Source organism: Pseudocitrobacter sp. 2023LY-00077, assembly GCF_055796175.1.
On sequence record NZ_JBSPEI010000008.1, the window covers coordinates 87,872 to 108,850 of the forward strand.

22 protein-coding genes are annotated in these 20,979 nt (G+C 53.7%); 8 read left to right on the plus strand and 14 right to left on the minus strand.

Annotated features, from left to right (window positions below):
- Nucleotides 1-52 precede the first annotated feature (52 nt).
- The 3 genes from ACWWFX_RS12210 (at nucleotide 53) to sodC (ending at nucleotide 1,835) form a co-directional block, all read left to right on the plus strand.
- A complete protein-coding gene (locus ACWWFX_RS12210; RefSeq protein WP_015964260.1) occupies nucleotides 53-292 on the plus strand; it encodes a DUF1289 domain-containing protein in 240 nt (79 codons plus the stop codon).
- Nucleotides 293-340: 48 nt separating this feature from the next.
- On the plus strand, nucleotides 341-1,237 hold the full coding sequence (locus ACWWFX_RS12215; protein ID WP_276220060.1) for an aldo/keto reductase: 897 nt from the start codon (nucleotides 341-343) through the stop codon (nucleotides 1,235-1,237).
- A 76-nt stretch (nucleotides 1,238-1,313) separates the two neighbouring features.
- Nucleotides 1,314-1,835 (plus strand): superoxide dismutase [Cu-Zn] SodC, encoded by a 522-nt coding sequence (sodC, locus tag ACWWFX_RS12220; protein WP_015964262.1) that lies wholly within the window; start codon nucleotides 1,314-1,316, stop codon nucleotides 1,833-1,835.
- On the opposite strand, the gene ACWWFX_RS12225 is transcribed toward sodC, so the two are convergent.
- The 3 genes from ACWWFX_RS12225 to ACWWFX_RS12235 are packed head-to-tail and all read right to left on the minus strand — an operon-like array spanning nucleotide 1,828 to nucleotide 4,908.
- Complete coding sequence (locus tag ACWWFX_RS12225) at nucleotides 1,828-3,852, minus strand: FUSC family protein (protein ID WP_473223904.1); 2,025 nt, start codon at nucleotides 3,850-3,852, stop codon at nucleotides 1,828-1,830. The genes sodC and ACWWFX_RS12225 overlap by 8 nt on opposite strands.
- Complete coding sequence (locus ACWWFX_RS12230; RefSeq protein WP_276220062.1) at nucleotides 3,849-4,706, minus strand: efflux RND transporter periplasmic adaptor subunit; 858 nt, start codon at nucleotides 4,704-4,706, stop codon at nucleotides 3,849-3,851. The genes ACWWFX_RS12225 and ACWWFX_RS12230 overlap by 4 nt, the downstream gene beginning before the upstream one ends.
- A 10-nt stretch (nucleotides 4,707-4,716) precedes the next feature.
- A complete protein-coding gene (locus ACWWFX_RS12235; RefSeq protein ID WP_051051017.1) occupies nucleotides 4,717-4,908 on the minus strand; it encodes a DUF1656 domain-containing protein in 192 nt (63 codons plus the stop codon).
- A gap of 240 nt (nucleotides 4,909-5,148) precedes the next feature.
- Here ACWWFX_RS12235 and slyA point away from each other — a divergent pair, with 240 nt between their 5' ends.
- Nucleotides 5,149-5,589, plus strand: coding sequence for a transcriptional regulator SlyA (gene slyA / locus ACWWFX_RS12240; protein ID WP_276220063.1), 441 nt, complete (start codon nucleotides 5,149-5,151; stop codon nucleotides 5,587-5,589).
- 46 nt (nucleotides 5,590-5,635) lie between these two features.
- Here slyA and ACWWFX_RS12245 read toward each other — a convergent pair whose 3' ends face one another.
- Entirely contained in the window at nucleotides 5,636-7,000 is a 1,365-nt protein-coding gene (locus tag ACWWFX_RS12245) for an MASE4 domain-containing protein (RefSeq protein WP_473223905.1), read from the minus strand.
- A 244-nt stretch (nucleotides 7,001-7,244) separates the two neighbouring features.
- The gene (gene slyB, locus ACWWFX_RS12250; protein WP_015964268.1) at nucleotides 7,245-7,712 is read right to left on the minus strand and encodes an outer membrane lipoprotein SlyB; all 468 of its coding nucleotides are present in this window, start codon (nucleotides 7,710-7,712) and stop codon (nucleotides 7,245-7,247) included.
- A gap of 283 nt (nucleotides 7,713-7,995) precedes the next feature.
- On the opposite strand from slyB, the gene anmK reads away from it, so the two are divergent.
- The 4 genes from anmK to tyrS all read left to right on the plus strand — a co-directional run bounded on the left by anmK (nucleotide 7,996) and on the right by tyrS (nucleotide 11,645).
- Nucleotides 7,996-9,111 (plus strand): anhydro-N-acetylmuramic acid kinase, encoded by a 1,116-nt coding sequence (gene anmK / locus ACWWFX_RS12255; RefSeq protein ID WP_456145635.1) that lies wholly within the window; start codon nucleotides 7,996-7,998, stop codon nucleotides 9,109-9,111.
- A gap of 97 nt (nucleotides 9,112-9,208) precedes the next feature.
- Nucleotides 9,209-9,532: a C-type lysozyme inhibitor gene (mliC, locus tag ACWWFX_RS12260; RefSeq protein WP_015964270.1), complete on the plus strand. Its 324-nt coding sequence runs from the start codon at nucleotides 9,209-9,211 to the stop codon at nucleotides 9,530-9,532.
- 57 nt (nucleotides 9,533-9,589) lie between these two features.
- Nucleotides 9,590-10,246: a pyridoxamine 5'-phosphate oxidase gene (pdxH, locus tag ACWWFX_RS12265; RefSeq protein WP_276220066.1), complete on the plus strand. Its 657-nt coding sequence runs from the start codon at nucleotides 9,590-9,592 to the stop codon at nucleotides 10,244-10,246.
- Between the two features lie 124 nt (nucleotides 10,247-10,370).
- Nucleotides 10,371-11,645 carry a tyrosine--tRNA ligase gene (gene tyrS / locus ACWWFX_RS12270; RefSeq protein WP_473223906.1) on the plus strand — a complete coding sequence of 425 codons (1,275 nt, stop codon included), beginning with the start codon at nucleotides 10,371-10,373 and terminating at the stop codon, nucleotides 11,643-11,645.
- Between the two features lie 118 nt (nucleotides 11,646-11,763).
- Here tyrS and gstA read toward each other — a convergent pair whose 3' ends face one another.
- The 9 genes from gstA to rsxA all read right to left on the minus strand — a co-directional run bounded on the left by gstA (nucleotide 11,764) and on the right by rsxA (nucleotide 20,909).
- Nucleotides 11,764-12,369, minus strand: coding sequence for a glutathione transferase GstA (gene gstA, locus ACWWFX_RS12275; protein ID WP_473223907.1), 606 nt, complete (start codon nucleotides 12,367-12,369; stop codon nucleotides 11,764-11,766).
- Between the two features lie 151 nt (nucleotides 12,370-12,520).
- Entirely contained in the window at nucleotides 12,521-14,026 is a 1,506-nt protein-coding gene (gene dtpA, locus ACWWFX_RS12280; RefSeq protein WP_276220068.1) for a dipeptide/tripeptide permease DtpA, read from the minus strand.
- 593 nt (nucleotides 14,027-14,619) lie between these two features.
- On the minus strand, nucleotides 14,620-15,255 hold the full coding sequence (gene nth / locus ACWWFX_RS12285; RefSeq protein WP_276220069.1) for an endonuclease III: 636 nt from the start codon (nucleotides 15,253-15,255) through the stop codon (nucleotides 14,620-14,622).
- Complete coding sequence (locus ACWWFX_RS12290) at nucleotides 15,255-15,950, minus strand: electron transport complex subunit E (RefSeq protein ID WP_276220070.1); 696 nt, start codon at nucleotides 15,948-15,950, stop codon at nucleotides 15,255-15,257. The genes nth and ACWWFX_RS12290 overlap by 1 nt, the downstream gene beginning before the upstream one ends.
- Before the next feature lie 3 nt (nucleotides 15,951-15,953).
- On the minus strand, nucleotides 15,954-16,574 hold the full coding sequence (rsxG, locus tag ACWWFX_RS12295) for an electron transport complex subunit RsxG (protein ID WP_276220126.1): 621 nt from the start codon (nucleotides 16,572-16,574) through the stop codon (nucleotides 15,954-15,956).
- A gap of 9 nt (nucleotides 16,575-16,583) precedes the next feature.
- Nucleotides 16,584-17,636: an electron transport complex subunit RsxD gene (gene rsxD / locus ACWWFX_RS12300; RefSeq protein ID WP_473223908.1), complete on the minus strand. Its 1,053-nt coding sequence runs from the start codon at nucleotides 17,634-17,636 to the stop codon at nucleotides 16,584-16,586.
- On the minus strand, nucleotides 17,637-19,760 hold the full coding sequence (gene rsxC / locus ACWWFX_RS12305) for an electron transport complex subunit RsxC (RefSeq protein WP_473223909.1): 2,124 nt from the start codon (nucleotides 19,758-19,760) through the stop codon (nucleotides 17,637-17,639).
- Entirely contained in the window at nucleotides 19,753-20,328 is a 576-nt protein-coding gene (gene rsxB, locus ACWWFX_RS12310) for an electron transport complex subunit RsxB (RefSeq protein WP_015964280.1), read from the minus strand. The genes rsxC and rsxB overlap by 8 nt, the downstream gene beginning before the upstream one ends.
- Nucleotides 20,328-20,909, minus strand: a complete 582-nt coding sequence (gene rsxA / locus ACWWFX_RS12315) for an electron transport complex subunit RsxA (protein ID WP_015964281.1) — start codon at nucleotides 20,907-20,909, stop codon at nucleotides 20,328-20,330. Before rsxA ends, rsxB begins: the two co-directional genes overlap by 1 nt.
- Nucleotides 20,910-20,979: the final 70 nt, after the last annotated feature.

Sequence of the window (20,979 nt, forward strand, 5' to 3'; positions counted from 1 at the left end):
GGCGGGCGTAAACGTCTTCAATGTGAAGAAGCGTCGTAAACAGGAGGCCAACGTGGCGGAGCAGCTGGAATTTTTCCCGGTGCAGAGTCCGTGCCGGGGTATATGCCAGAGTGATGAGCGCGGATATTGCCGGGGCTGTATGCGCAGTCGCGATGAGCGCTTTAACTGGCAAAAGATGAGCGATACGCAAAAGCAGGAGGTATTACGCCTCTGCCGACAGCGTCTGCTGCGCAAATTACGCGCAAACAAAACCAACGATGCCGAAGAACCTCAGCAGCCCTCACTGTTTTAACGGCAGAATTGCGTATACTCGTTACAAATTTTCGTTGAGGAAGCTGTTATGGTTCAGCGTATTACCCTGGCGCCGCAAGGGCCGGAATTTTCACGTTTCGTCATGGGATACTGGCGTTTGATGGACTGGAACATGTCCGCCCGTCAGTTAGTGAGTTTCATTGAAGAGCACCTCGACCTGGGCGTAACGACGGTCGATCACGCCGATATTTACGGTGGATATCAGTGTGAAGCGGCATTCGGCGAGGCGATGAAGCTTGCGCCGCACCTGCGCGAGCGTATGGAAATCGTCACCAAATGCGGTATTGCCACCACCGCGAAAGCCGAAAACGTGCTGGGCCACTATATTACCGACAGCAAGCACATTATCAGCAGTGCAGAGCAGTCGCTGATTAACCTGGCGACCGACCGTCTGGATCTGCTGTTGATTCATCGCCCGGACCCGTTAATGGATGCCGACGAAGTGGCAGAAGCATTTCTGAACCTGCATCAGAGCGGAAAAGTGCGCCACTTCGGCGTCTCTAACTTTACGCCTGCACAGTTCACGCTGTTGCAGTCGCGTCTGCCGTTTACGCTGGCGACCAACCAGGTAGAAATCTCGCCAATCCATCAGCCGACGATTCTGGACGGCACGCTGGATCAACTCCAGCAGCTGCGTATTCGCCCGATGGCGTGGTCCTGCCTTGGCGGTGGTCGCTTATTTAACGATGATGAGTTCCAGCCGTTACGCGCTGAACTGGCGCAGGTGGCCACAGAGCTAAACGCTGCCAGCATCGAGCAGGTGGTTTACGCCTGGGTGATGCGTCTGCCGTCGAAACCGTTGCCAATCATCGGTTCCGGTAAAATCGAGCGTGTACGTTCAGCGATTGAATCTCAGTCGCTGGAAATGACGCGTCAGCAGTGGTTCCGCATCCGCAAAGCAGCGTTGGGATTTGACGTTCCCTGAGCCATTTCCCCGACCTTCGGTGAAAAACGTGTCCCTGGTTTACACTTAACGGGGACACGACAGTAACGGAGGTCTCATGAAACGATTTACTCTGACGATCCTTGCGCTGGCTTTTTCAGCTGGCGCACAGGCTGCGGGTGACAATGTTGAAATGAATCTTGTCACATCCCAGAGCGTCGGCCAGTCAATTGGTAGCATCAAAATTAGCGAAACGGATAAAGGGCTGGAGTTTGCGCCCGATCTCAAGGCATTACCGCCTGGAGAACACGGTTTCCATATTCATGCCAACGGCAGTTGTCAGCCCGCCATCAAAGAGGGGAAAGCCAGCGCTGCGGAAGCTGCAGGTGGCCATTTCGATCCTGAAAAAACCGGTAAACATGAAGGGCCGGATGGCAAAGGCCATCTCGGTGATTTACCTGCGTTAATCGTTGATAAAGACGGAAAAGCCACCACGCCGGTGTACGCGCCACGCCTGAAGAAATTTGCGGACATTGAAGGCAAAGCGCTGATGATCCACGTGGGTGGCGATAACATGTCCGATCATCCCAAACCGCTGGGCGGCGGCGGGGCGCGCTATGCTTGTGGGGTGATTAAGTAGTTCGTTCGGTAATCGTTCCGGCTACCGGCGCCTGTTCCAGCTGCGATAATGAGCAGTGCAGTCGCCAGACAATCGACGCCAGTTCACGGGCGGCCGGCTGGTGGTGATGGGACAGTGCTTCGGAAATACGTTGTAATTCCTGTAATGACGTGGTGAGCGGGCGTTGCTGTACGCCGCGCTCGCTCATCACATCGCGCAGCAGGCTGATACAGAGATCCCGCACCTGCGAAAGCGGGTCGGAGCGCGCTTCCCAACTGCGTAATTGCCACACTACGTGACTACAGTTCAACAGCACGACCCCCCAGCGCAGCAGCCAGCGCCGAGCCAGTTCATCCTTACTGTTACTTAACTGACTGATATGATGGTAAACCAGCGACTCAAAATCGTGCTCGCTGTTGTTGGGATGGCGGCTGAGTTGATCAACGAAGTGACGCCGTAACGCACGAATATGGCGACGGCTTTTTCGCGCATCGGAGCCGGGTTTTAATACGGCAAAGGCCATCCATGCCAGCCCAACGCCGAGGATCTTAGCCAGATTATCATTCAGAAAATCCGCAAAGTCATAGACCGGCGGATTGGTCACGGCGATAAACGAGCCCATAAAGACAATCAGTTGCCCCCACAGCCCGGCGCGCTTCGGCATTTGTAATTTGAGTAACTGCATAGTGGTCAGCAGCGGAAACAGAAAAAGCAGAAATTGCCATAAATCGGTTATTTGCACCATCAGGCCAAATTTAACCACAAAGCTGAACAGAGAGAGCAGCACCAGGGTACGCATCAATAGCGTCAGTGAGTTAAACGGCGAAGGTGAAACGGAATAGAGTACACAGCAGATAGCCGATAACGTCAGCGCCGCAGCACCCGACTCCCATTGCGTGCTGATAGCCCACGCACCGACAGCCAGCAGGGCGCAGAACGTGCGCACGCCGTTCCAGGCGGCCTCCGCGTGGTCCGTATGGCGCATCAGGGCGGGCGCGGCAGGTACGGTAAATTCAGAAACGGCGGTCGCATTTTCCAGCCGCGATAGCCATCGACTGCTGCTGAGATACACTCGGCAGAAATACCGCAGGCGATCCCAGAATGCGCGATGACGGTAATCCTGCGGGTCGGTCGGAGCCAGCGGCGCAATGATCCGCGCAACGGTGTAGATATCGCAACCGGGCCGCGCCAGCGCCTGCAAAAGTTGTTCAATCACCGGGCGAATGTTCTCCGGTGGATTGGGCCAGTTGAGCAGCATGCGTCGCAGGCTGGAGATCACGCTGGTTAGCCGCAGTTGCTGGTGGAGAAGCGCATTCAACAGCGAGTTTTGCTGGCGAAAACGATAATGGCTCCAGAATGCCTGAATACGCAGCAGGTTCATGGTAAGAATCTGGCCGATGACGCTTTCATGGGCGGTGCGAATCGCATCGGTCGTCACCGGTTGCCAGAGCAGGCTGGCGTGTTCAAGCAGGCGAGCATGCATGTTTTTAAGCGCGGTCAGCAGTGCGGTGCCGTCGGACGTACTGGGCAGGATCATCATCATCAACCCGCCGCATAAAATGCCGACAATCACTTCGCAAACACGCGCCTGTGCGATAGTCCATAGTTCGGTGGCATCGGTGACGTTGATCACCGGGAAGGCGATAATGGCGCAGGTATAGCCCGCCAGTTGAAACGCGTAGGCCACATTGTTGGTGAACATCGCGCACGCCCAGGTGCAAAAGCTTATCCAGCCTGCCATACAGACTAAAAACAGCCACGGATCGGTTAAAGTATGACCCGCAATAATCACCGCCGCCCAGGCGCCAAACAGGCTACCGGCGATGCGACCAAAACTTTTGCTGATAACGCCGCCGACGGTAGGAAAACTCACCACCGCCGCGGAGGTCATCGCCCAGTAAGGTTCATCCAGTTGCAGGTAGTAGGCGATGCTCAGCGCCAGGCACATGGCGATACCGTTACGTAATGCGTATCGCCACTGCGCCGGGGTTGCCTTAAACCAGGGCAGTGACGCCAGGCTCAGACTCGGTAAGGTCATTTTTGGCTGCCAATCGACACGGAGCAGGTAGTCCCGGCGACCAGCACGACGTCATCCGGCAGGCTATCAAATTCGATACGCACCGGCACACGCTGCGCCAGACGAACCCACGGGATATTGGGTTTGATGTCGGCCACCAGGCTGCTGTCGCTTTCCAGGCTTTGGTCGTAAATCGCGCGACCAATGCTGTTAACGTGACCCTGTAACGTTTTGCCGTTGCTGTAGAGCTGAATAGAGGCACTATCGCCTGGTGCGATATGGCGCAGCTTGGTCTCTTCAAAATAGCCGACGACATAGAATGAATGACTGTCGATCAGCGCAAACACCGGTTGGCCCTGAGTGGCATAGTTGCCGACGCGTGTAGACAGGTTAGTAACCCAGCCGTCGACCGGCGCTTTGACGAGGGTTTGCGTCAGCTGCCAGCGGGCATGTTCAAGCTCTGCGGCGGCGGCATCCTCGGTGGCTTTAGCGGCTTTGACCGACATATTTGCGCTATCAAGATCTTCTGCTGAAATATAATTATGCGGCAGGTTCTGACGGCGCGTGGCTTCATGGTTAGCTTTCACAAGGTCGGACTGCGCTTTTGCCAGCTGCGCTTCGGCGTTCATCACGGCAATGCGCCACGGCGTTGGGTCAATCTCAAACAGGACGTCGCCTGCTTTAACAAACTGGTTGTCCTTCACATTCAATTTCAGAATGCTGCCGGAAACCTGCGGGGTAATATTGACCTGCTCTGAGCGGATTTTCCCATCGCGCGTCCAGGGTGACTGCATATAGTAGTTCCAGCACAGCCAGACCGCGATTGCCGCCAAAGCAGCAACCAGAAGCGTAGAGAAATATTTTAATTTTTTCATTTAGATAGCTTCACCACAGAACTAAAATCAGCAACGCGCCACATACGGACAGGGCAAACAGCGAGAGATCCATCAGCAAGGGATGCCAGATATCGCCCGCGTACATCCAGTCACGGAGTTGCTGGTGCGCAACCAGCCAGATAAGAAAGCCGAGCAGGACGGCTTTAAATAGCGGTGGGAAATAGATAGAGGCACCCACCATGAGGTCTTGCAGCGGTAGTCCCGGGAGTTGAAGAATCGACTTCACAAGCAGAAATCCTTTGCAATTGAAGAGTTAAGACTCGATAGTGAGCGTAACGCTAACGAAATGCAGACAATTTTAACACAGTGTAAATCATTGCTCTGCTTTGCGCGTATGCAGCAATACATTTGTTTTGAGTATTTAAATACTGCACACTATTCTAAAATCAGTATAATAACTTAGCAAGCTAATTATAAGGAGATGAAATTGGAATCGCCATTAGGTTCTGATCTGGCACGGTTGGTGCGCATTTGGCGTGCTCTGATCGACCATCGCCTCAAACCTCTGGAACTCACGCAGACGCACTGGGTCACGCTGCATAATATTCATCAGTTGCCCCCTGAGCAGTCGCAGATCCAGCTGGCTAAAGCGATCGGCATCGAGCAGCCGTCATTGGTTCGCACTCTGGATCAGCTGGAAGAGAAAGGGCTTATCTCTCGCCAAACGTGCGCAAACGATCGTCGTGCTAAGCGAATAAAACTGACTGAAAAAGCCGAACCATTGATTGAAGAGATGGAAGCGGTGATCAGTAAGACACGGGGCGAAATTCTTTCGGGGATCTCGTCGGAAGAGACTGACCAACTGGTTGCGCTCATCCATAAGCTGGAACAAAACATCATCGATCTGCAATCCAGAGATTGATTTTGTTCCTCAAAAGCCCTGCCAGAAGGCAGGGCTTTTTTACGCCTTATTCCCACACCACCACGCGGTTGCGTCCGGCTTCTTTTGCCCGATACATCGCTTCATCCGCCCGACGTACGCACTCTTCTACGTTAACCGTCAGGTCAGTGGCGGTGAAAACGCCCATACTGATAGTGATAGGCTCCGGCAGTTGCGATTGACTACTTTCAGCGTCCTGGCTGGCGATGGCGACACGAATACGTTCGGCAATCCCTTCGGCAACGTTCGAGGACGCGCCGACCAGCAGCAGGGCGAACTCTTCTCCGCCAATGCGCGCGGCAACATCATTTTGCCGAACGGAATCCTGTAGCACCTTTGAGACAAACTGAATCACCTTATCGCCCTGCAAATGGCCGTATTTGTCGTTGATACGTTTAAAGTGGTCCAGGTCGCTGACAATCACCGAGATAGGCTGCCCGGTAGCGACTTTTGGCATCAATGCGGTAAACGTGTCGTAGAAATAGCTACGGTTAAAAAGTTGCGTCAGCGGGTCACGAATCGAGTTTTGATACGAATGCATGTACCGGGTATTGGACTGGCGATAGAGCGTGAAGACATCGCAGAGCAGCACCAGAATCAGGAACATAGTGGAGATGGTTTCGAACAAACGGGCTTCATACCAGGTATAACCCGCACTATGCCCCGACGACATCAGCACAATCAGGGTAAAGATGTAGCAGGCGCAGAAGAAGGCTCCGCTGTACCAGAATATATTATTGAGCTGTGTCACAACCAGAATTGCCAGCAGAGCGATAACCCATAGGGCAATTAATACCCATCCCAGCTGGTTTCCCCACAATTGCGTAAACTGATAGGTGTTATTATCTACGAAATCGACGCTCAGCAATTCGTAATGACTGGAGTAAAGCCAGGATAATAACAGCATGCCCAACGTAAATAGTAGGATGCCTACGAGAATAATCGTATGGATTTTAAAGGTATGCATCTCACGTTTTTTAAATGCATGCAAAATGACAGCGAAAATAAAAAGAAACGCCATCATGATATTGCGGAAAAAATAAAAAATTAGCGTGTCGTTATAGTTAACCTTCGTCAAGCCGGTACACATAAACCAGTCCGGGAAGCTGTCCAGCGTGCCCAGCATCAGAATGGCTGAGCCCGCAAAGGCGAAGGCTATCGGCGTGAGATAAAGACGATGTTTATCGCAGGAGTATTTCATTACCATGAAGGCGGCAATCATGGCATGAAAAACCATTAAAAACATAGTCAAAATAGGGAAGAGCAACGGCGCAATCGTAGGTGTACGATGAATTATCGCCGCCGAAAAATGGTTAAGGATAACAATCCCTATAATACAAATGGTGAAGTAAACCAAAAAACGCTGTAACGGAAACTTCAATTTCATCAGCATAGACGACATTCCAATATTATTCGGAGTGAAAGTACTCTCAGCTTCACAAGGCATCCAGCCTGGTGGGATTAATCTTAGAGTAATTTATCCAAAGGAATATTGTTTTTGCGCAAATAATAATTGAACGGAATGACTTCTTTATATTCATGCCGTCAATAAATCTAAATGAGTCTGGAGATAGGTAAGGAAGTGTCAGCAACGAAAGGCAAGTAAGCGTGACCCGAGCGGGCCACGCTGAAAATCATTAACGCGGGGAAACGGTCACCTGGCTACCGTTGCTCGCCATCACGACGCGCTGGCCAGCAGAGAAGCGGGTATCACCCTGTTTCTGTACCACCATAATGGTGTTGCCGTCATCTTTGCGAATTTCCAGCTCAACACCCTGGGTTTTGTTCATCGCACCCTGGACGCCCTGGCCTGCTACGCCACCCGCGACAGCGCCGGCTGCTGTTGCCAGTGAACGGCCTGTACCGCCACCGATGGTATTACCGAGGAAACCACCCAGCACCGCGCCGCCGATAGCGCCAATGACGTTGCTATCATCACCGCCCTGAATCTGTACCGGACGCGTGTTGACGATGGTACCGTAGGTGACATTCTGAACCTGCTTGGCTTCGGAAGCTGAATAGACATCGCCGGACAGACCGCTGCTGCTAACGCACCCTGCTAACGATAAACCGATCATAGAAGCGGCCAAAACACGTAACATCATTTATGAATCTCCTGTTCACCAAGAAACGCTCTTGCGAGCATCCGTATCAGGTAATTATATGGTATTTGCTCATGGCAGGTTATATATTCTGCACAACTATAGGCAAATAATAACGTGGAATAACTTAACCAACGTTAAACACTCCTCCTGAAAACCGCACATTTTTTATCCAGGTGTGCAACTGCTGTATAAAATATCACTAAAAATTATTATTGCATCATAGCATTGGGCATTGCTTTATGGTGGAGTGTAATTCCACTGCTTATGCAACTAAGGAAGGCGTATGAAATCAGGCCGTTATATTGGCGTGATGTCGGGAACCAGTCTCGACGGGGTTGATGTTGTGCTGGCGGCTATTGATGAAAGCAGAGTGGCGCAACTGGCCAGCCTCGCGTTTCCCATTCCCATTGACCTGAAAGAAGCGGTGTTGGCCGTTTGTCAGGGGCAACAGCTGACGCTCTCACAGTTTGGTCAGTTAGATACACGTCTGGGAAGGTTGTTTGCCGATGCGGTACTGGCGCTGATGAAGCAGGAAAATCTGCGGCCTGAGGATATCGTGGCGATAGGCTGTCACGGGCAAACCGTCTGGCATGAACCAACGGGCGATGCGCCTCATACGCTGCAAATTGGCGATAACAATATTGTTGCGGCGCGAACGGGCGTCACGGTGGTCGGCGATTTTCGTCGTCGCGATATGGCGCTGGGTGGGCAGGGCGCACCGCTGGTGCCTGCATTCCACCACGCGTTGCTGGCGCATCCTGGCGAGCGACGAATGATTCTGAATATCGGCGGGATTGCCAACCTCTCTTTGCTCATTCCGGGTCAGCCGGTTCGCGGTTTTGATACCGGCCCTGGCAATATGCTGATGGACGCCTGGATCTGGCGCAATCTGAAAAAACCGTATGACAAAGATGCGGCATGGGCCAGCGAAGGCAAAGTGTTGTTGCCGCTGTTGCAGGAGATGCTCTGCGACCCGTATTTTGCTGCGCCTGCGCCGAAGAGCACCGGGCGCGAGTACTTCAACTATGGCTGGATTGAGCGCATCCTTGGGCAATTCCCGGCGCTACGCCCGCAGGATGTGCAGGCGACGCTCGCCGAGTTAACGGCCACCACCATCAGCGAGCAGGTGTTGCTTAGCGGTGGCTGCGATCGTCTGCTGGTATGCGGTGGCGGTAGCCGTAACCCGATGGTGATGACTCGCCTGGCCGGCATGCTGCCGGGAACGGAAGTCGCCGCGACGGATGAATACGGTATCAGCGGGGACGACATGGAAGCGCTGGCCTTTGCATGGCTTGCCTGGCGTACTCTTGCGGGTTTACCGGGAAATCTGCCTTCGGTGACCGGCGCATCGCAGGAGAGTGTTCTGGGCGCTATTTTTCCAGCAAATCCGCGCAAATAGGAGTTTGCTGAAATCATCCCGGCGTGCTGCACGATAAACTCAGGGAAAAGGGGGGATTCGCACCTCCTGTGGACCAGGAAAGTCGTAAGGCACGCCAATGAAAAAATTACTTATCGCTGTTATTCCTTTAATGCTGGCTGGTTGCAGCACCTACAACCAGTTTATGGAACGGATGCAAACCGACACGCTGGAGTACCAGTGTGATGAGAAACCACTTACCGTCAAACTGAACAATCCGCGCCAGGAAGTCAGCTTCGTTTATGACAATCAGCAGTTGCATCTGCCGCAGGGGCTGTCGGCATCCGGGGCGCGTTACACTGACGGCATTTACGTTTTCTGGTCGAAAGGCAACGACGCTACCGTCTACAAACGTGACCGTATCGTGCTGAATAACTGTCAGTTACAAAACCCTAAGCGTTGAGATTTTCACCCGGGCGGCGCACAATAACGCTACCCATTTCTGACAATCACAATCGCTATGTCCGATAACGACGAATTGCAGCAAATTGCGCATCTGCGCCGAGAGTATACCCGTGGCGGTCTTCGCCGCCGCGATCTTCCCTCTGACCCGCTGACGCTGTTTGAGCGCTGGTTGTCTCAGGCTTGTGAGGCGAAGCTCGCCGATCCTACCGCGATGGTGGTGGCGACCGTTGATGAAAACGGTCAACCTTACCAGCGTATCGTTTTGCTCAAGCACTATGATGAAAAAGGGATGGTGTTCTACACCAACCTCGGCAGCCGCAAAGCGCATCATCTGGAACAAAATCCGCGTATCAGCCTGTTGTTCCCCTGGCATACGCTGGAACGTCAGGTGATGGTCACCGGCAAAGCCGAACGTCTCTCTACGCTTGAAGTGGTTAAATACTTCCACAGCCGCCCGCGCGACAGCCAAATTGGCGCCTGGGTCTCAAAACAGTCGAGCCGTATTTCCGCGCGCGGCATCCTCGAAAGCAAATTCCTTGAACTGAAACAGAAGTTCCAACAGGGCGATGTACCGCTGCCGAGTTTCTGGGGCGGGTATCGCGTCTCTATCGAACAGATGGAGTTCTGGCAGGGCGGTGAACACCGTCTGCACGACCGTTTTTTATACCAGCGTGACGCGAACGACTGGAAAATCGACCGACTCGCGCCTTAAGGGCAAAATTGTTGCGTTAAGCGCTGGTGCTGAAAGGGCTGGCGCTTTATTCTATATCCCTTTCGCGTCAGGCGAAAAAGTCGTGTACCGACAGAGGTGCAGTCGTTTATACATGGAGAATTTGATGGCAAGCAGTAACTTGATTAAACAATTGCAAGAGCGGGGCCTCGTGGCCCAGGTGACGGACGAGGAAGCGTTAGCAGAGCGACTGGCGCAAGGCCCGATCGCGCTCTATTGCGGCTTCGATCCCACCGCTGACAGCTTGCATTTGGGGCATCTTGTTCCATTGTTATGCCTGAAACGCTTCCAGCAAGCGGGCCATAAGCCCGTCGCACTGGTAGGTGGCGCGACCGGTCTGATTGGCGACCCGAGCTTCAAAGCTGCCGAGCGTAAACTGAACACTGAAGATACGGTTCAGGAGTGGGTGGATAAAATCCGCAAACAGGTTGCGCCGTTCCTCGATTTCGATTGTGGCGACAACTCAGCCATTGCCGCGAACAACTACGACTGGTTTGGTGGCATGAATGTGCTGACCTTCCTGCGTGATATCGGCAAACACTTCTCCGTTAATCAGATGATCAACAAAGAAGCGGTTAAGCAGCGTCTGAACCGTGACGATCAGGGCATCTCCTTTACCGAGTTCTCCTATAACCTGTTGCAGGGCTATGACTTTGCCTGCCTGAACAAACTGCACGGCGTTGCGCTGCAGATTGGCGGTTCTGACCAGTGGGGCAACATCACTTCCGGTATCGATTTGACCCGTCGTCTGCACCAGAACCAGGTGTTCGGCCTGACGGTTCCGCTGATCACCAAAGCAGACGGTACCAAGTTCGGTAAAACCGAAGGCGGCGCGGTATGGCTCGATCCGAAGAAAACCAGCCCGTATAAATTCTACCAGTTCTGGATTAACACCGCCGATGCGGACGTTTATCGCTTCCTGAAATTCTTCACCTTCATGGACATTGAAGAGATCAATGCGCTGGAAGAAGAAGACAAAAACAGCGGTAAAGCCCCGCGTGCTCAGTACGTTCTGGCCGAACAGGTTACCCGTCTGGTCCATGGCGAAGAAGGTCTGGTGGCGGCAAAACGCATCACCGAAAGCCTGTTTAATGGCACCCTGAGCGCGCTGAGCGAAGCAGACTTCGAACAGCTGGCGCAGGATGGCGTACCGATGGTTGAGATGGAGAAAGGCGCTGATCTGATGCAGGCGCTGGTGGACTCTGAGCTGCAACCGTCTCGCGGTCAGGCACGTAAAACTATCGCCTCCAACGCGGTCACCATCAATGGTGAGAAACAGTCCGACCCGGAATATACCTTCAGCGAAAGCGATCGTCTGTATGGCCGCTATACGCTGCTGCGTCGCGGTAAGAAAAACTACTGCCTGGTGTGCTGGAAGTAATTCAGCGCGGCAGAAATGAAAAGGGCGTGAGAAATCACGCCCTTTTTTACATCTGTTGCGGCATATTGCCGGATGGCGCTTGCGCTTATCCGGCCTACAAAATCGTGCAAATTTTGTGTTATTTCAGACCTTCAGCCGCCATCGCGGCCGCAACGGCAGGTCGCGCCGCGACCCGCGCCATATAGGCCGCAATATTTTTATAACCGCTCATCTCCAGTTTTACCGCAAATGCCCAGCGCAGTACGGTGAACAAATACGCATCGGCAATCGTAAAGCGTGAGCCGCTAATCCATTCGCAATCGGCCAGCTCGCTATCGATATAGGCCATTTTTTTGTCCAGCAGCGTGCGAGCGGTCGGTTTGTAATCTTCCGGCGTATCCGGGCGGAACAGGGGGGTGAAGCCCTTATGCAGCTCGGTGGCGATGAAGTTGAGCCATTCCAGCGTCTTATAGCGGCTGATGCTGCTGACCGGTGCAAGTAGCTGACGGTCGGCGACGCTGTCGGCAATGTATTGCATGATGGCAACGCCTTCGGTCAGAACGGTGTTATCGTCCAGCTGGAGCGTGGGAACCTGCCCTTTAGGGTTGGTTTTCAGGAAATCTTCCCCGGTTTCAGTCACTTTCTTTTGCAGGTCTACGCCCACGAGCGTGAAATCAAGCCCACTTTCACGCAGCGAAATATGCGACGCGAGGGAACAGGCACCGGGTTTATAAAACAGCTTCATAGCTAACTCCTTCTGGCAGATGTCATCGGTTTTTTTATCTTGAGCCACGCAGAGGTGACGAAGGGCATTTCGCTATGTTAGTGCCAGCGGGGATAAAAAAAAAGCCGTTAACTCGCGTTAACGGCTCAAATTCAAATGTTTCCCGATGATATTACGCGGAAGCAGTTTTCTGCGCAGTTACGGTTTTGTCGTCGTCCTGAGTCATGCGATTCAGCTTCGAAGCAGTCAGCAGCATCAACACGGCGATAACGCCAGTGGCAATACCAATCTGCATGAAGACTTTACCGTAGACGTCCAGCGACATCAGCGGGTCAGTAACGTTCTCAGGCACCGCCATCAGGTTGGCTACGCGGCCAGCAATCAGCGCCGCACCGGCAGTGGTCAAGAACCAGCTACCCATAATGAAGCCCATCAGACGTTGTGGGACCAGCTGGGCAACCATCGCCAGACCAAGGCCGGAGATCATCAGTTCACCGATACTCTGCAGGCAGTAGCTCAGAATCAGCCAGTTTACGGAAACGATACCCGCGTCGGTGGCGAATTTCGCACCCAGCGGCAGTACCAGGAAGGCACCAGAGCAGAGCACCATACCGATAGCAAACTTGTGCGGCATCGGCAGACGGTCGCCCATCTTGTTGTAGATAGCGGCCAGAATCGGGCTACCGATGATGATCCAGAACGGGTTCAGCGCCTGATACTGTTCCGGCTCAAACGCGATACCCAGAATAGAATGCTCAACGTTACGGATGGCGAAGAAGTTCAGTGAGGTCGGCATCTGGCTGTAGAGAACGAAGAACACAATTGCTTCCAGCATCAGGATGAACGCCACAATCATTTTGCGACGAGCAGCACCCTGCATCGCAAACGCTTCTTTACCGAAGATAACCACGATACCCAGCGCAACCACGCCCAGCACCATACGTGCGACATCCTGGTTGTGCAGCAGCCAGGTCGCGATAGTGACCAGAATGACAACACCTACGATAGTCAGCAGCAGATTACGGTAGTTAATAGGCTCAAAGTCAGGTTTAGAACCGTACTGTTTCACCCAACGCTGGCAGAACGCGAAGTTGACGACGGTAATCAGCATACCTACAACGCTCAGTGCGAATGCAACGCTCCAGCCAAATTTCGCAGCCAGCCACGGGGTTGCCAGCATAGAGAAGAAGGAACCGATGTTAACGGACATGTAGTACATGGTGAATGCACCGTCCAGACGCGGATCATCTTTGTCGTAGCAGGTAGAAAGCAGGGATGATGGGTTAGCCTTGAACAGACCGTTACCGACCGCAATGGTCGCCATACCCATATACACGACAGCCGCGTCATGACCGGACCATGCAACCAGCGCATAACCAATCGCCAGCACAATTGCGCCCAGCATAATAACGCGTTTGGTCCCCAGGATTTTGTCGCCCAGCCAGCCGCCGATAGCGACTAAACCGTAGACCAGGGCACTGAAGGAGGAGAACAACGTAATCGAATCGGCTTCGGACATACCCAGTTGTTTAACCAGGTAGACAGCCATAATACCTTGCAAGCCGTAGTAACCAAAACGTTCCCAAAGTTCGATCGAGAAGATCAAATAGAACGCTTTTGGTTGTTTAAAAGCGTTCAAACTTACGCTTTCAGTTGGTTTATTGTTTGCAGTAGACACATATACCTCTTTTTTTACATCCCATCTTAACGGGGCGTTACTGGGCGGAAATTCGTATCGACATCCGCCTTTATAGTTATTCTGGAGGGGAAACGGGGAGTAATGTTCACTATCCAGTGCTTTCGCACAAGGCTTTTGTCATACTCTGTTACAAATACGTAAGTTACTACAAATGACCAGATATATAAATGTTATTTAGATTTAAATTTCACGCATCGCCATTAGGTAGCGTTTTACTCTGCTGACCAGGGCGAAAAATGGCGTAGTGACCATATCTTCTGCTGATTCGCTTTTGAGGCAGTGATATAGCCTGGATTCTGAAAAATAACTGGTTGATCGTCTTGTGTTATAAGGGTGACACATTGAATTGATGGGCGTTATATGAGCAGAAGATAACATTGAGATAACACAATGTTACCAGGCTGTTCAAAACCCAAGAGATATAGAAAATTTAGGTGATAAAAAAAGAATTAACCAGAATAAGTGTTTAATGCATGGCATTCACACCAATAATTTCCCATATTCTAATGATTAACAGCGTAATGGCGGGGATACAGCGGCGGCACCGAAGGAAAGAGGACCGCCTTCTAAGTCTAGATATCGACCTTCTCTTTGAATTCACAGAGATCTTCGATGATGCAGGAACCACAACGCGGTTTGCGGGCAATGCAGGTGTAGCGGCCATGGAGAATCAACCAATGGTGACAATCGACCTTAAACTCTGCCGGTACAACTTTCAGAAGCTTTTCTTCAACCTGCTCGACGTTCTTGCCGGGAGCAAACTGCGTGCGATTACAGACGCGGAAGATATGGGTATCAACCGCGATGGTCGGCCAGCCAAACGCGGTATTGAGCACCACGTTGGCCGTTTTGCGCCCCACGCCAGGCAGCGCTTCCAGCGCCGCGCGATCTTCCGGAACTTCACCTTTATGCAACTCAATCAGCATCCGGCAGGTTTTTATCACGTTCTCGGCTTTGCTGTTAAACAGGCCGATGGTCTTGATATAAGACTTCACGCCTTCCACGCCCAGCTCCAGCATCGCCTGAGGCGTATTAGCGACCGGATAGAGTTTCGCTGTCGCTTTATTGACGCTCACATCCGTAGCCTGCGCGGAAAGCAGCACCGCGATCAGCAACTCGAAAGGGGAGCTAAAATTGAGTTCGGTTGTCGGATGCGGGTTGTTGTCCCGCAGGCGGCTTAAAATCTCCAGCCGTTTTGCTTTATTCATCAGGCCTTCTCAGCAGTTTCAACGCCGACGTCCGTGGCGGGCACGGCTTTCGCCTTGCGTTGTTTCGTCCGTTCATCAATCAGATATTTAATCGCCAGCAGCATGCCCAGACCAATAAAAGCACCCGGCGGGAGCATCGCTAACAGGAAGGGCGTATCCGTATGGAATACCTCGATACGCAGTGCTTTCGCCCAACTGCCCAGCAGGCCGTCTGCACCGTCGAACAGCGTACCGTTACCCAATAACTCGCGAAGGGAGCCCAGCACAAACATGGTGCAGGTCGCGCCCATGCCGATAGCAAAACCATCCAGCGCCGATAACGCTGGCCCTTTTTTGGCAGCAAAGGCTTCAGCACGCCCCACGACGATACAGTTGGTCACGATCAGCGGGATAAAAATCCCCAACGACTGGTAAAGGCCGAAGGCGTAGGCGTTGATCAGCATTTGCACGGCGCTCACGACCGACGCGATAATCATCACGTAGATAGGAATACGAATCTCCGCAGGAGTCCAGCGACGCAGGCAGGAGATGGCAAAGTTGGTTAACGTCAGAACCAGGGTCGTGGCCAGACCAAGGCCCAGCGCATTGGTAGCTGTTGACGTCACCGCCAGAAGCGGACACATCCCCAGTAGCTGAACCAGTGCGGAGTTGTTCTTCCACAGCCCCTGGACAATAACCTCTTTTACTTCGCTCATGGTTTACTCTCCACAGGCCTGCAGGTTAGAAAGTTGATTCGGTAACGTTTGAGCGTACAGCCCGGCGCGTTTTACCGCATTGACTACGGCGCGAGGGGTAATGGTCGCGCCGGTAAACTGGTCAAACTGGCCGCCATCTTTTTTCACCGCCCACGTTGCGTCGCTCTCGCTGGCGATGGTTTTCCCGGCGAAGTGGGTGATCCAGTCGGAAATTCGTAGTTCAATTTTATCGCCCAGACCCGGTGTTTCGTGATGTTCAGTCACTCGGCTGCCCAACACGGTACCGCTGAAATCGGCGCCGACCAAAAGCTGAATGGCGCCAGAGTAGCCATCCGGCGCGGTCGCTTCCATCACGGCGGCAACAGCCTGCTCGCCCTGACGAGCGATATAGACCTTATGCGTGCCTTTCCCCAGCTCTGGCGCGGTAACCAAATAGCAGCTTTGCAGCAAATCGTTATTATAGCGGTCCGCCGGGATCACCTGTTGAAACAGCGCGTTCTGCTGTTTAGCCGCCTGATCGGCGATGGTATTTTTAGTCAACTGGTCGATAGCCGCCGTCAGGCCAGTAGAGCCTGCGGCAAACAGTGCCAGGGTTACCCCATGTTTACGCATCGTTTTTAACATCATTAATCCTCAGCGATGGCCGTAAACGCGCGGGCGCGTATAGTAGTCAATCAACGGTACGGTAATGTTCGCCAGCAATACGGCAAAAGCAACGCCATCCGGGTAACCCCCGAAGCTGCGAATCAACCACACCAGCAGGCCCGCCAGCGCGCCGAAAATCAGGCGTCCACGGTTGGTCGTAGAGGCGGTCACCGGGTCGGTCAGAATGAAGAATGCACCCAGCATGGTCGCGCCAGACAGCAGATGCATTTGCGGCGAGGCGACATTTTCCGGGTTAAACAGCCAGCCAAGCGTCGCGCAGACGGCGAGGCTCAACAGGAAGCTCACCGGGATATGCCAGCGAATGGCACCTTTCCACAGTAAAAACAGCCCGCCTGCCAGATATGCCAGGTTTACCCACTGCCAGCCAATGCCCGCCAGCGCGCCGTGATAAATGGACGATTGCATGATGCTGTCTGGCGAATGACCCGCGTGACGCGACGTTTTGAAGGTATCCAGCGGCGTGGCCTGGCTGATGCCATCAATGCCCATTTTCAGCGCGTTCATGTCCTGACCCGCAGCCGTATGGTCGGTGAAAATCACCTTTAATGCGTCGATAAAACCGGGTGTGTTGGCGGCAATTTCATGCGGCGGCAGCCAGGAGGTCATCTGCACCGGGAAGGAGATCAGCAGCACAACATAGCCAATCATTGCCGGGTTAAACGGGTTCTGCCCTAAGCCGCCATACAGTTGTTTAGCGATGATCACCGCAAAGGCTGTGCCCAGGACCACCATCCACCACGGGGCGAAAGGCGGGATACTGATGGCCAGCAGAATGCCGGTCAGCCAGGCCGAGTTATCCGCAAGCGTCGCGGCAATAGACTGCTTACGCAGACGCAATATGAACGATTCCGTTGCCCAGGCCGTCAGCGAGGCCAGCAGAAGCTGAATCAGGGTTCCCCAGCCGAAAAACCAGCTTTGCACCGCAATGCCGGGCAGGGCGGCCAAAATCACCAGCATCATGATACGCGATGTCTGGCGTTGGTTATGGGTATAAGGGGAACTCGCTATCTTGAAAACCATTTATTCCTCGTTTACAGCTTGCGCGGCTTTTTTCGCCTGAACGCGGGCAATCGCTGCCGCAACGGCCGCTTTGCGTGGATCATCATTGGCAGCCGACTCATTTGCGGCCTGTTGTTCGGCTTTACGCGCTTTGGCCCGTGCAATAGCGGCTTCGACAGCGGCTTTACGCGGATCCACCGTTTCCACTGTCGCAGCGGGTTCACTGGCCGCTTGCTGTTCCGCTTTACGCGCTTTGGCCCGTGCAATAGCGGCTTCGACAGCGGCTTTACGCGGATCCACCGTTTCCGCTGTCGCAGTGGGTTCACTGACCGCTTGCTGTTCCGCTTTACGCGCTTTGGCCCGTGCAATAGCGGCTTCAACGGCCGCTTTACGCGGATCAACCGTTTCTGTTAGCGCAACGGGTTCACTGACCGCTTGCTGCTCCGCTTTACGCGCCTTAGCGCGTGCGATGGCAGCTTCGACGGCCGCTTTACGCGGGTCTACCGCATCGCTTGGTTGTTTTTCTGCCTGGGCAGCACGGGCTTTCGCCTTACGTGCTTCGCGGGCTGCAATCACGGCGCTGTTATCCGGCAGTGCACCTGCTTTGATGATGACCGGCTGCGTGGCCTGCTGCTGCTTCTCTTTCACGCGCGCCAGAGCGGCATTAATCGCATCCTGATCTTTCGCCGCTGGCTGTACGGCTGCTTTTTTATGCCGTTCAGCGCGCGCCAGTTTTTCACGCTCAAGACGATTCTGACGTGCTTCAAAGCGGGCTTTCGCTTCTGCGGCACGCTGCTCTTCAAGACGAATTGCTGAGATTTCTGCTTTTTCCTGACGGAAGTACTGCACCAGAGGAATGCTGCTCGGGCAGACCCACGCGCAGGCGCCGCACTCGATGCAATCAGAGATATTATGCGCAGTCGCTTTATCGTGTTGCTGGCCTTTGCTGAACCAGTAAAGCTGCTGCGGCAGAAGATCGGCCGGGCAGGCATCTGCACAGGCGCTACAGCGAATGCAGCCTTTTTCTTCTTCGGGCTCGCCCATTTCCGATGGCGATGGTGCCAGCAGACAGTTGGTGATTTTGACCACCGGGACATCCAGCCACGGCAGGGTAAAGCCCATCAACGGGCCGCCCATAATCACAAGCTGTTCAGCGGAGGGGCAGAAACCCGCGTCTTCAAGCAGATGACTGACCGGCGTGCCCAGACGCGCCCAAACGTTACCTGGGCGGCTCACGGATTCACCGGTTAAGGTCACCACGCGTTCGGTTAATGGTTCACCGTCAATCACCGCGCGTTTCACTGCAAACGCGGTACCGACGTTTTGCATCAGTACGCCGATATCGGATGAGCGGCCGCCGTGCGGAACCTGCTTGCCGGTGAGAATTTGCGTCAATTGCTTCGCGCCACCGGACGGATATTTGGTGGGAATGACCCGCAGGCTGATATCATGTGCGCCCGCCAGCACCGCTCGCAGCATTGATAGGGCCTGCGGTTTGTTATCTTCAATGCCAATAAGAATCTGCTGCGGTTGCAGGATATGACCCAGGATACGAATACCTTCGATAACCTGCGCCGCACAATCCTGCATCAGCCGGTCATCCGCCGTGATATACGGCTCGCACTCCGCCGCATTGATAATCAGCGTGGTGATTTTATCGCCGCCGCCGCGCAGTTTTGTGCCGGTCGGGAAACCCGCGCCGCCAAGGCCCGCGACGCCGAACTGATGAATTCGCTCAATCAATTCTTCACGCGAACGATTCTGGTAATCGTGCCAGCCGTCGCGTGAAACCCACTGATCTTCGCCATCGGCATCAATGATGACGCTCATTTCCGGCAAGGCGGAAGGGTGTGCCGTGGCGTGCGGCTCAATGGCAACGACGGTTCCGGAGGTTGGCGCGTGTACGGGCAGCATTCGCCCCCAGCCGCGCGTCAACGGCTGACCACGCAGCACGCGATCGCCGGGCTTCACGCACAGCTCGCCTTCAGCACCAATATGTTGCTTCAGAGGAATGACGAAACGCTGCGCAAGGGGGACCTGGCGCAGCGGCGTGCCATTAGACTGAGTTTTCATTTCCGGTGGGTGAATCCCCCCATCGAAATCCCAGATTTTCTCTTTTCTGAACGCGGAAAATAACTTAAGCATGTTGTTCCACAGGAATATTACGTACCGGGATACTTTGCAGGTCCCATTTCCAGCTGTCGGTTGTGGTGGCGACCGGGCGCAGTTCAATACACTGGGTCGGGCAGGGCGCAACGCAGAGATTGCAGCCGGTGCAGAGGTCGCTCATCACCGTGTGCATTGCGCGGGTCGCGCCGACAATGGCGTCCACCGGGCACGCCTGAATGCACTTGGTACAACCGATACAGTTGTTTTCGTCGATCACGGCCAGCATCCGCGCCGGTTCCTGAACGGCGGTATCGCCGTCGACAGGTTGCGGATCGACGTTAAGTAATTCGGCAATTTTCAACATTACCGCTTCGCCGCCGGGGGCGCAGCAGTTGATTTTTTCACCGTTGCTTACCGCTTCGGCATAGGGACGACAGCCCGGATAGCCGCACTGCCCGCACTGGCTTTGCGGTAAGAGTTCATCAATTTTTTCAACAACCGGGTCATCTTCCACCGCGAAACGGCGTGAGGCGTATCCCAGTATGACGCCGAAAATCAGCCCTAAAACGCTGATAGCGGCGACGGCAATCCAGAAGGTCATCATTACAACTTCACCAACCCGCTAAAGCCCATAAACGCCAGCGACATTAACCCTGCGGTAATCAGCGCAATGGCGTTACCGCGAAACGGCGCAGGCACATTCGATACCACCAGACGTTCGCGAATAGAGGCAAACAGTACCATCACTAGCGAGAAACCGACGGCGGCGGAGAAGCCATACAGCGCCGACTGTAAAAAGTTATGGCCGAGGTTAATGTTGAGCAGCGCCACGCCGAGCACTGCGCAGTTGGTGGTGATCAGCGGTAAGAAGATGCCCAGCAGACGATAAAGCGCCGGGCTGGTTTTACGCACCACCATTTCGGTGAATTGCACCACAACGGCAATCACCAGAATAAAGGCCAGCGTGCGCAAATAAATCAGATTAAGCGGAATCAGTATCCAGGTATCAATCAGCCACGCGCAAATGGACGCCAGCGTCATCACGAAGGTGGTCGCAAGCCCCATGCCCATTGCTGTTTCCAGTTTTTTGGACACGCCCATAAACGGGCACAGCCCGAGGAACTTCACCAGGACGAAGTTATTTACCAGTACGGTACCGATAAAGAGCAATAAATAGTCAGTCATCATTCGACCTGTAACAAAAAAAGCCGCCTATTATCGACGAAAGTGCGTCCATCGACAACTGGGCAAGAGT

Coding starts and splice junctions, on each gene's coding strand:
- sodC (WP_015964262.1), top strand. CDS start 1,314: ATGAAACGATTTACTCTGACGATCCTTGCGCTGGCTTTTTCAGCTGGC.
- ACWWFX_RS12235 (WP_051051017.1), bottom strand. CDS start 4,908: ATGGTGGGTGCCTCTATCTATTTCCCACCGCTATTTAAAGCCGTCCTG.
- pdxH (WP_276220066.1), top strand. CDS start 9,590: ATGTCCGATAACGACGAATTGCAGCAAATTGCGCATCTGCGCCGAGAG.
- slyA (WP_276220063.1), top strand. CDS start 5,149: ATGAAATTGGAATCGCCATTAGGTTCTGATCTGGCACGGTTGGTGCGC.
- gstA (WP_473223907.1), bottom strand. CDS start 12,369: ATGAAGCTGTTTTATAAACCCGGTGCCTGTTCCCTCGCGTCGCATATT.
- ACWWFX_RS12215 (WP_276220060.1), top strand. CDS start 341: ATGGTTCAGCGTATTACCCTGGCGCCGCAAGGGCCGGAATTTTCACGT.
- rsxB (WP_015964280.1), bottom strand. CDS start 20,328: ATGATGACCTTCTGGATTGCCGTCGCCGCTATCAGCGTTTTAGGGCTG.
- ACWWFX_RS12290 (WP_276220070.1), bottom strand. CDS start 15,950: ATGAGCGAAGTAAAAGAGGTTATTGTCCAGGGGCTGTGGAAGAACAAC.
- rsxG (WP_276220126.1), bottom strand. CDS start 16,574: ATGTTAAAAACGATGCGTAAACATGGGGTAACCCTGGCACTGTTTGCC.
- mliC (WP_015964270.1), top strand. CDS start 9,209: ATGAAAAAATTACTTATCGCTGTTATTCCTTTAATGCTGGCTGGTTGC.
- rsxA (WP_015964281.1), bottom strand. CDS start 20,909: ATGACTGACTATTTATTGCTCTTTATCGGTACCGTACTGGTAAATAAC.
- rsxC (WP_473223909.1), bottom strand. CDS start 19,760: ATGCTTAAGTTATTTTCCGCGTTCAGAAAAGAGAAAATCTGGGATTTC.
- ACWWFX_RS12225 (WP_473223904.1), bottom strand. CDS start 3,852: ATGACCTTACCGAGTCTGAGCCTGGCGTCACTGCCCTGGTTTAAGGCA.
- slyB (WP_015964268.1), bottom strand. CDS start 7,712: ATGATGTTACGTGTTTTGGCCGCTTCTATGATCGGTTTATCGTTAGCA.
- anmK (WP_456145635.1), top strand. CDS start 7,996: ATGAAATCAGGCCGTTATATTGGCGTGATGTCGGGAACCAGTCTCGAC.
- rsxD (WP_473223908.1), bottom strand. CDS start 17,636: ATGGTTTTCAAGATAGCGAGTTCCCCTTATACCCATAACCAACGCCAG.
- nth (WP_276220069.1), bottom strand. CDS start 15,255: ATGAATAAAGCAAAACGGCTGGAGATTTTAAGCCGCCTGCGGGACAAC.
- tyrS (WP_473223906.1), top strand. CDS start 10,371: ATGGCAAGCAGTAACTTGATTAAACAATTGCAAGAGCGGGGCCTCGTG.
- ACWWFX_RS12230 (WP_276220062.1), bottom strand. CDS start 4,706: ATGAAAAAATTAAAATATTTCTCTACGCTTCTGGTTGCTGCTTTGGCG.
- ACWWFX_RS12245 (WP_473223905.1), bottom strand. CDS start 7,000: ATGCTGATGAAATTGAAGTTTCCGTTACAGCGTTTTTTGGTTTACTTC.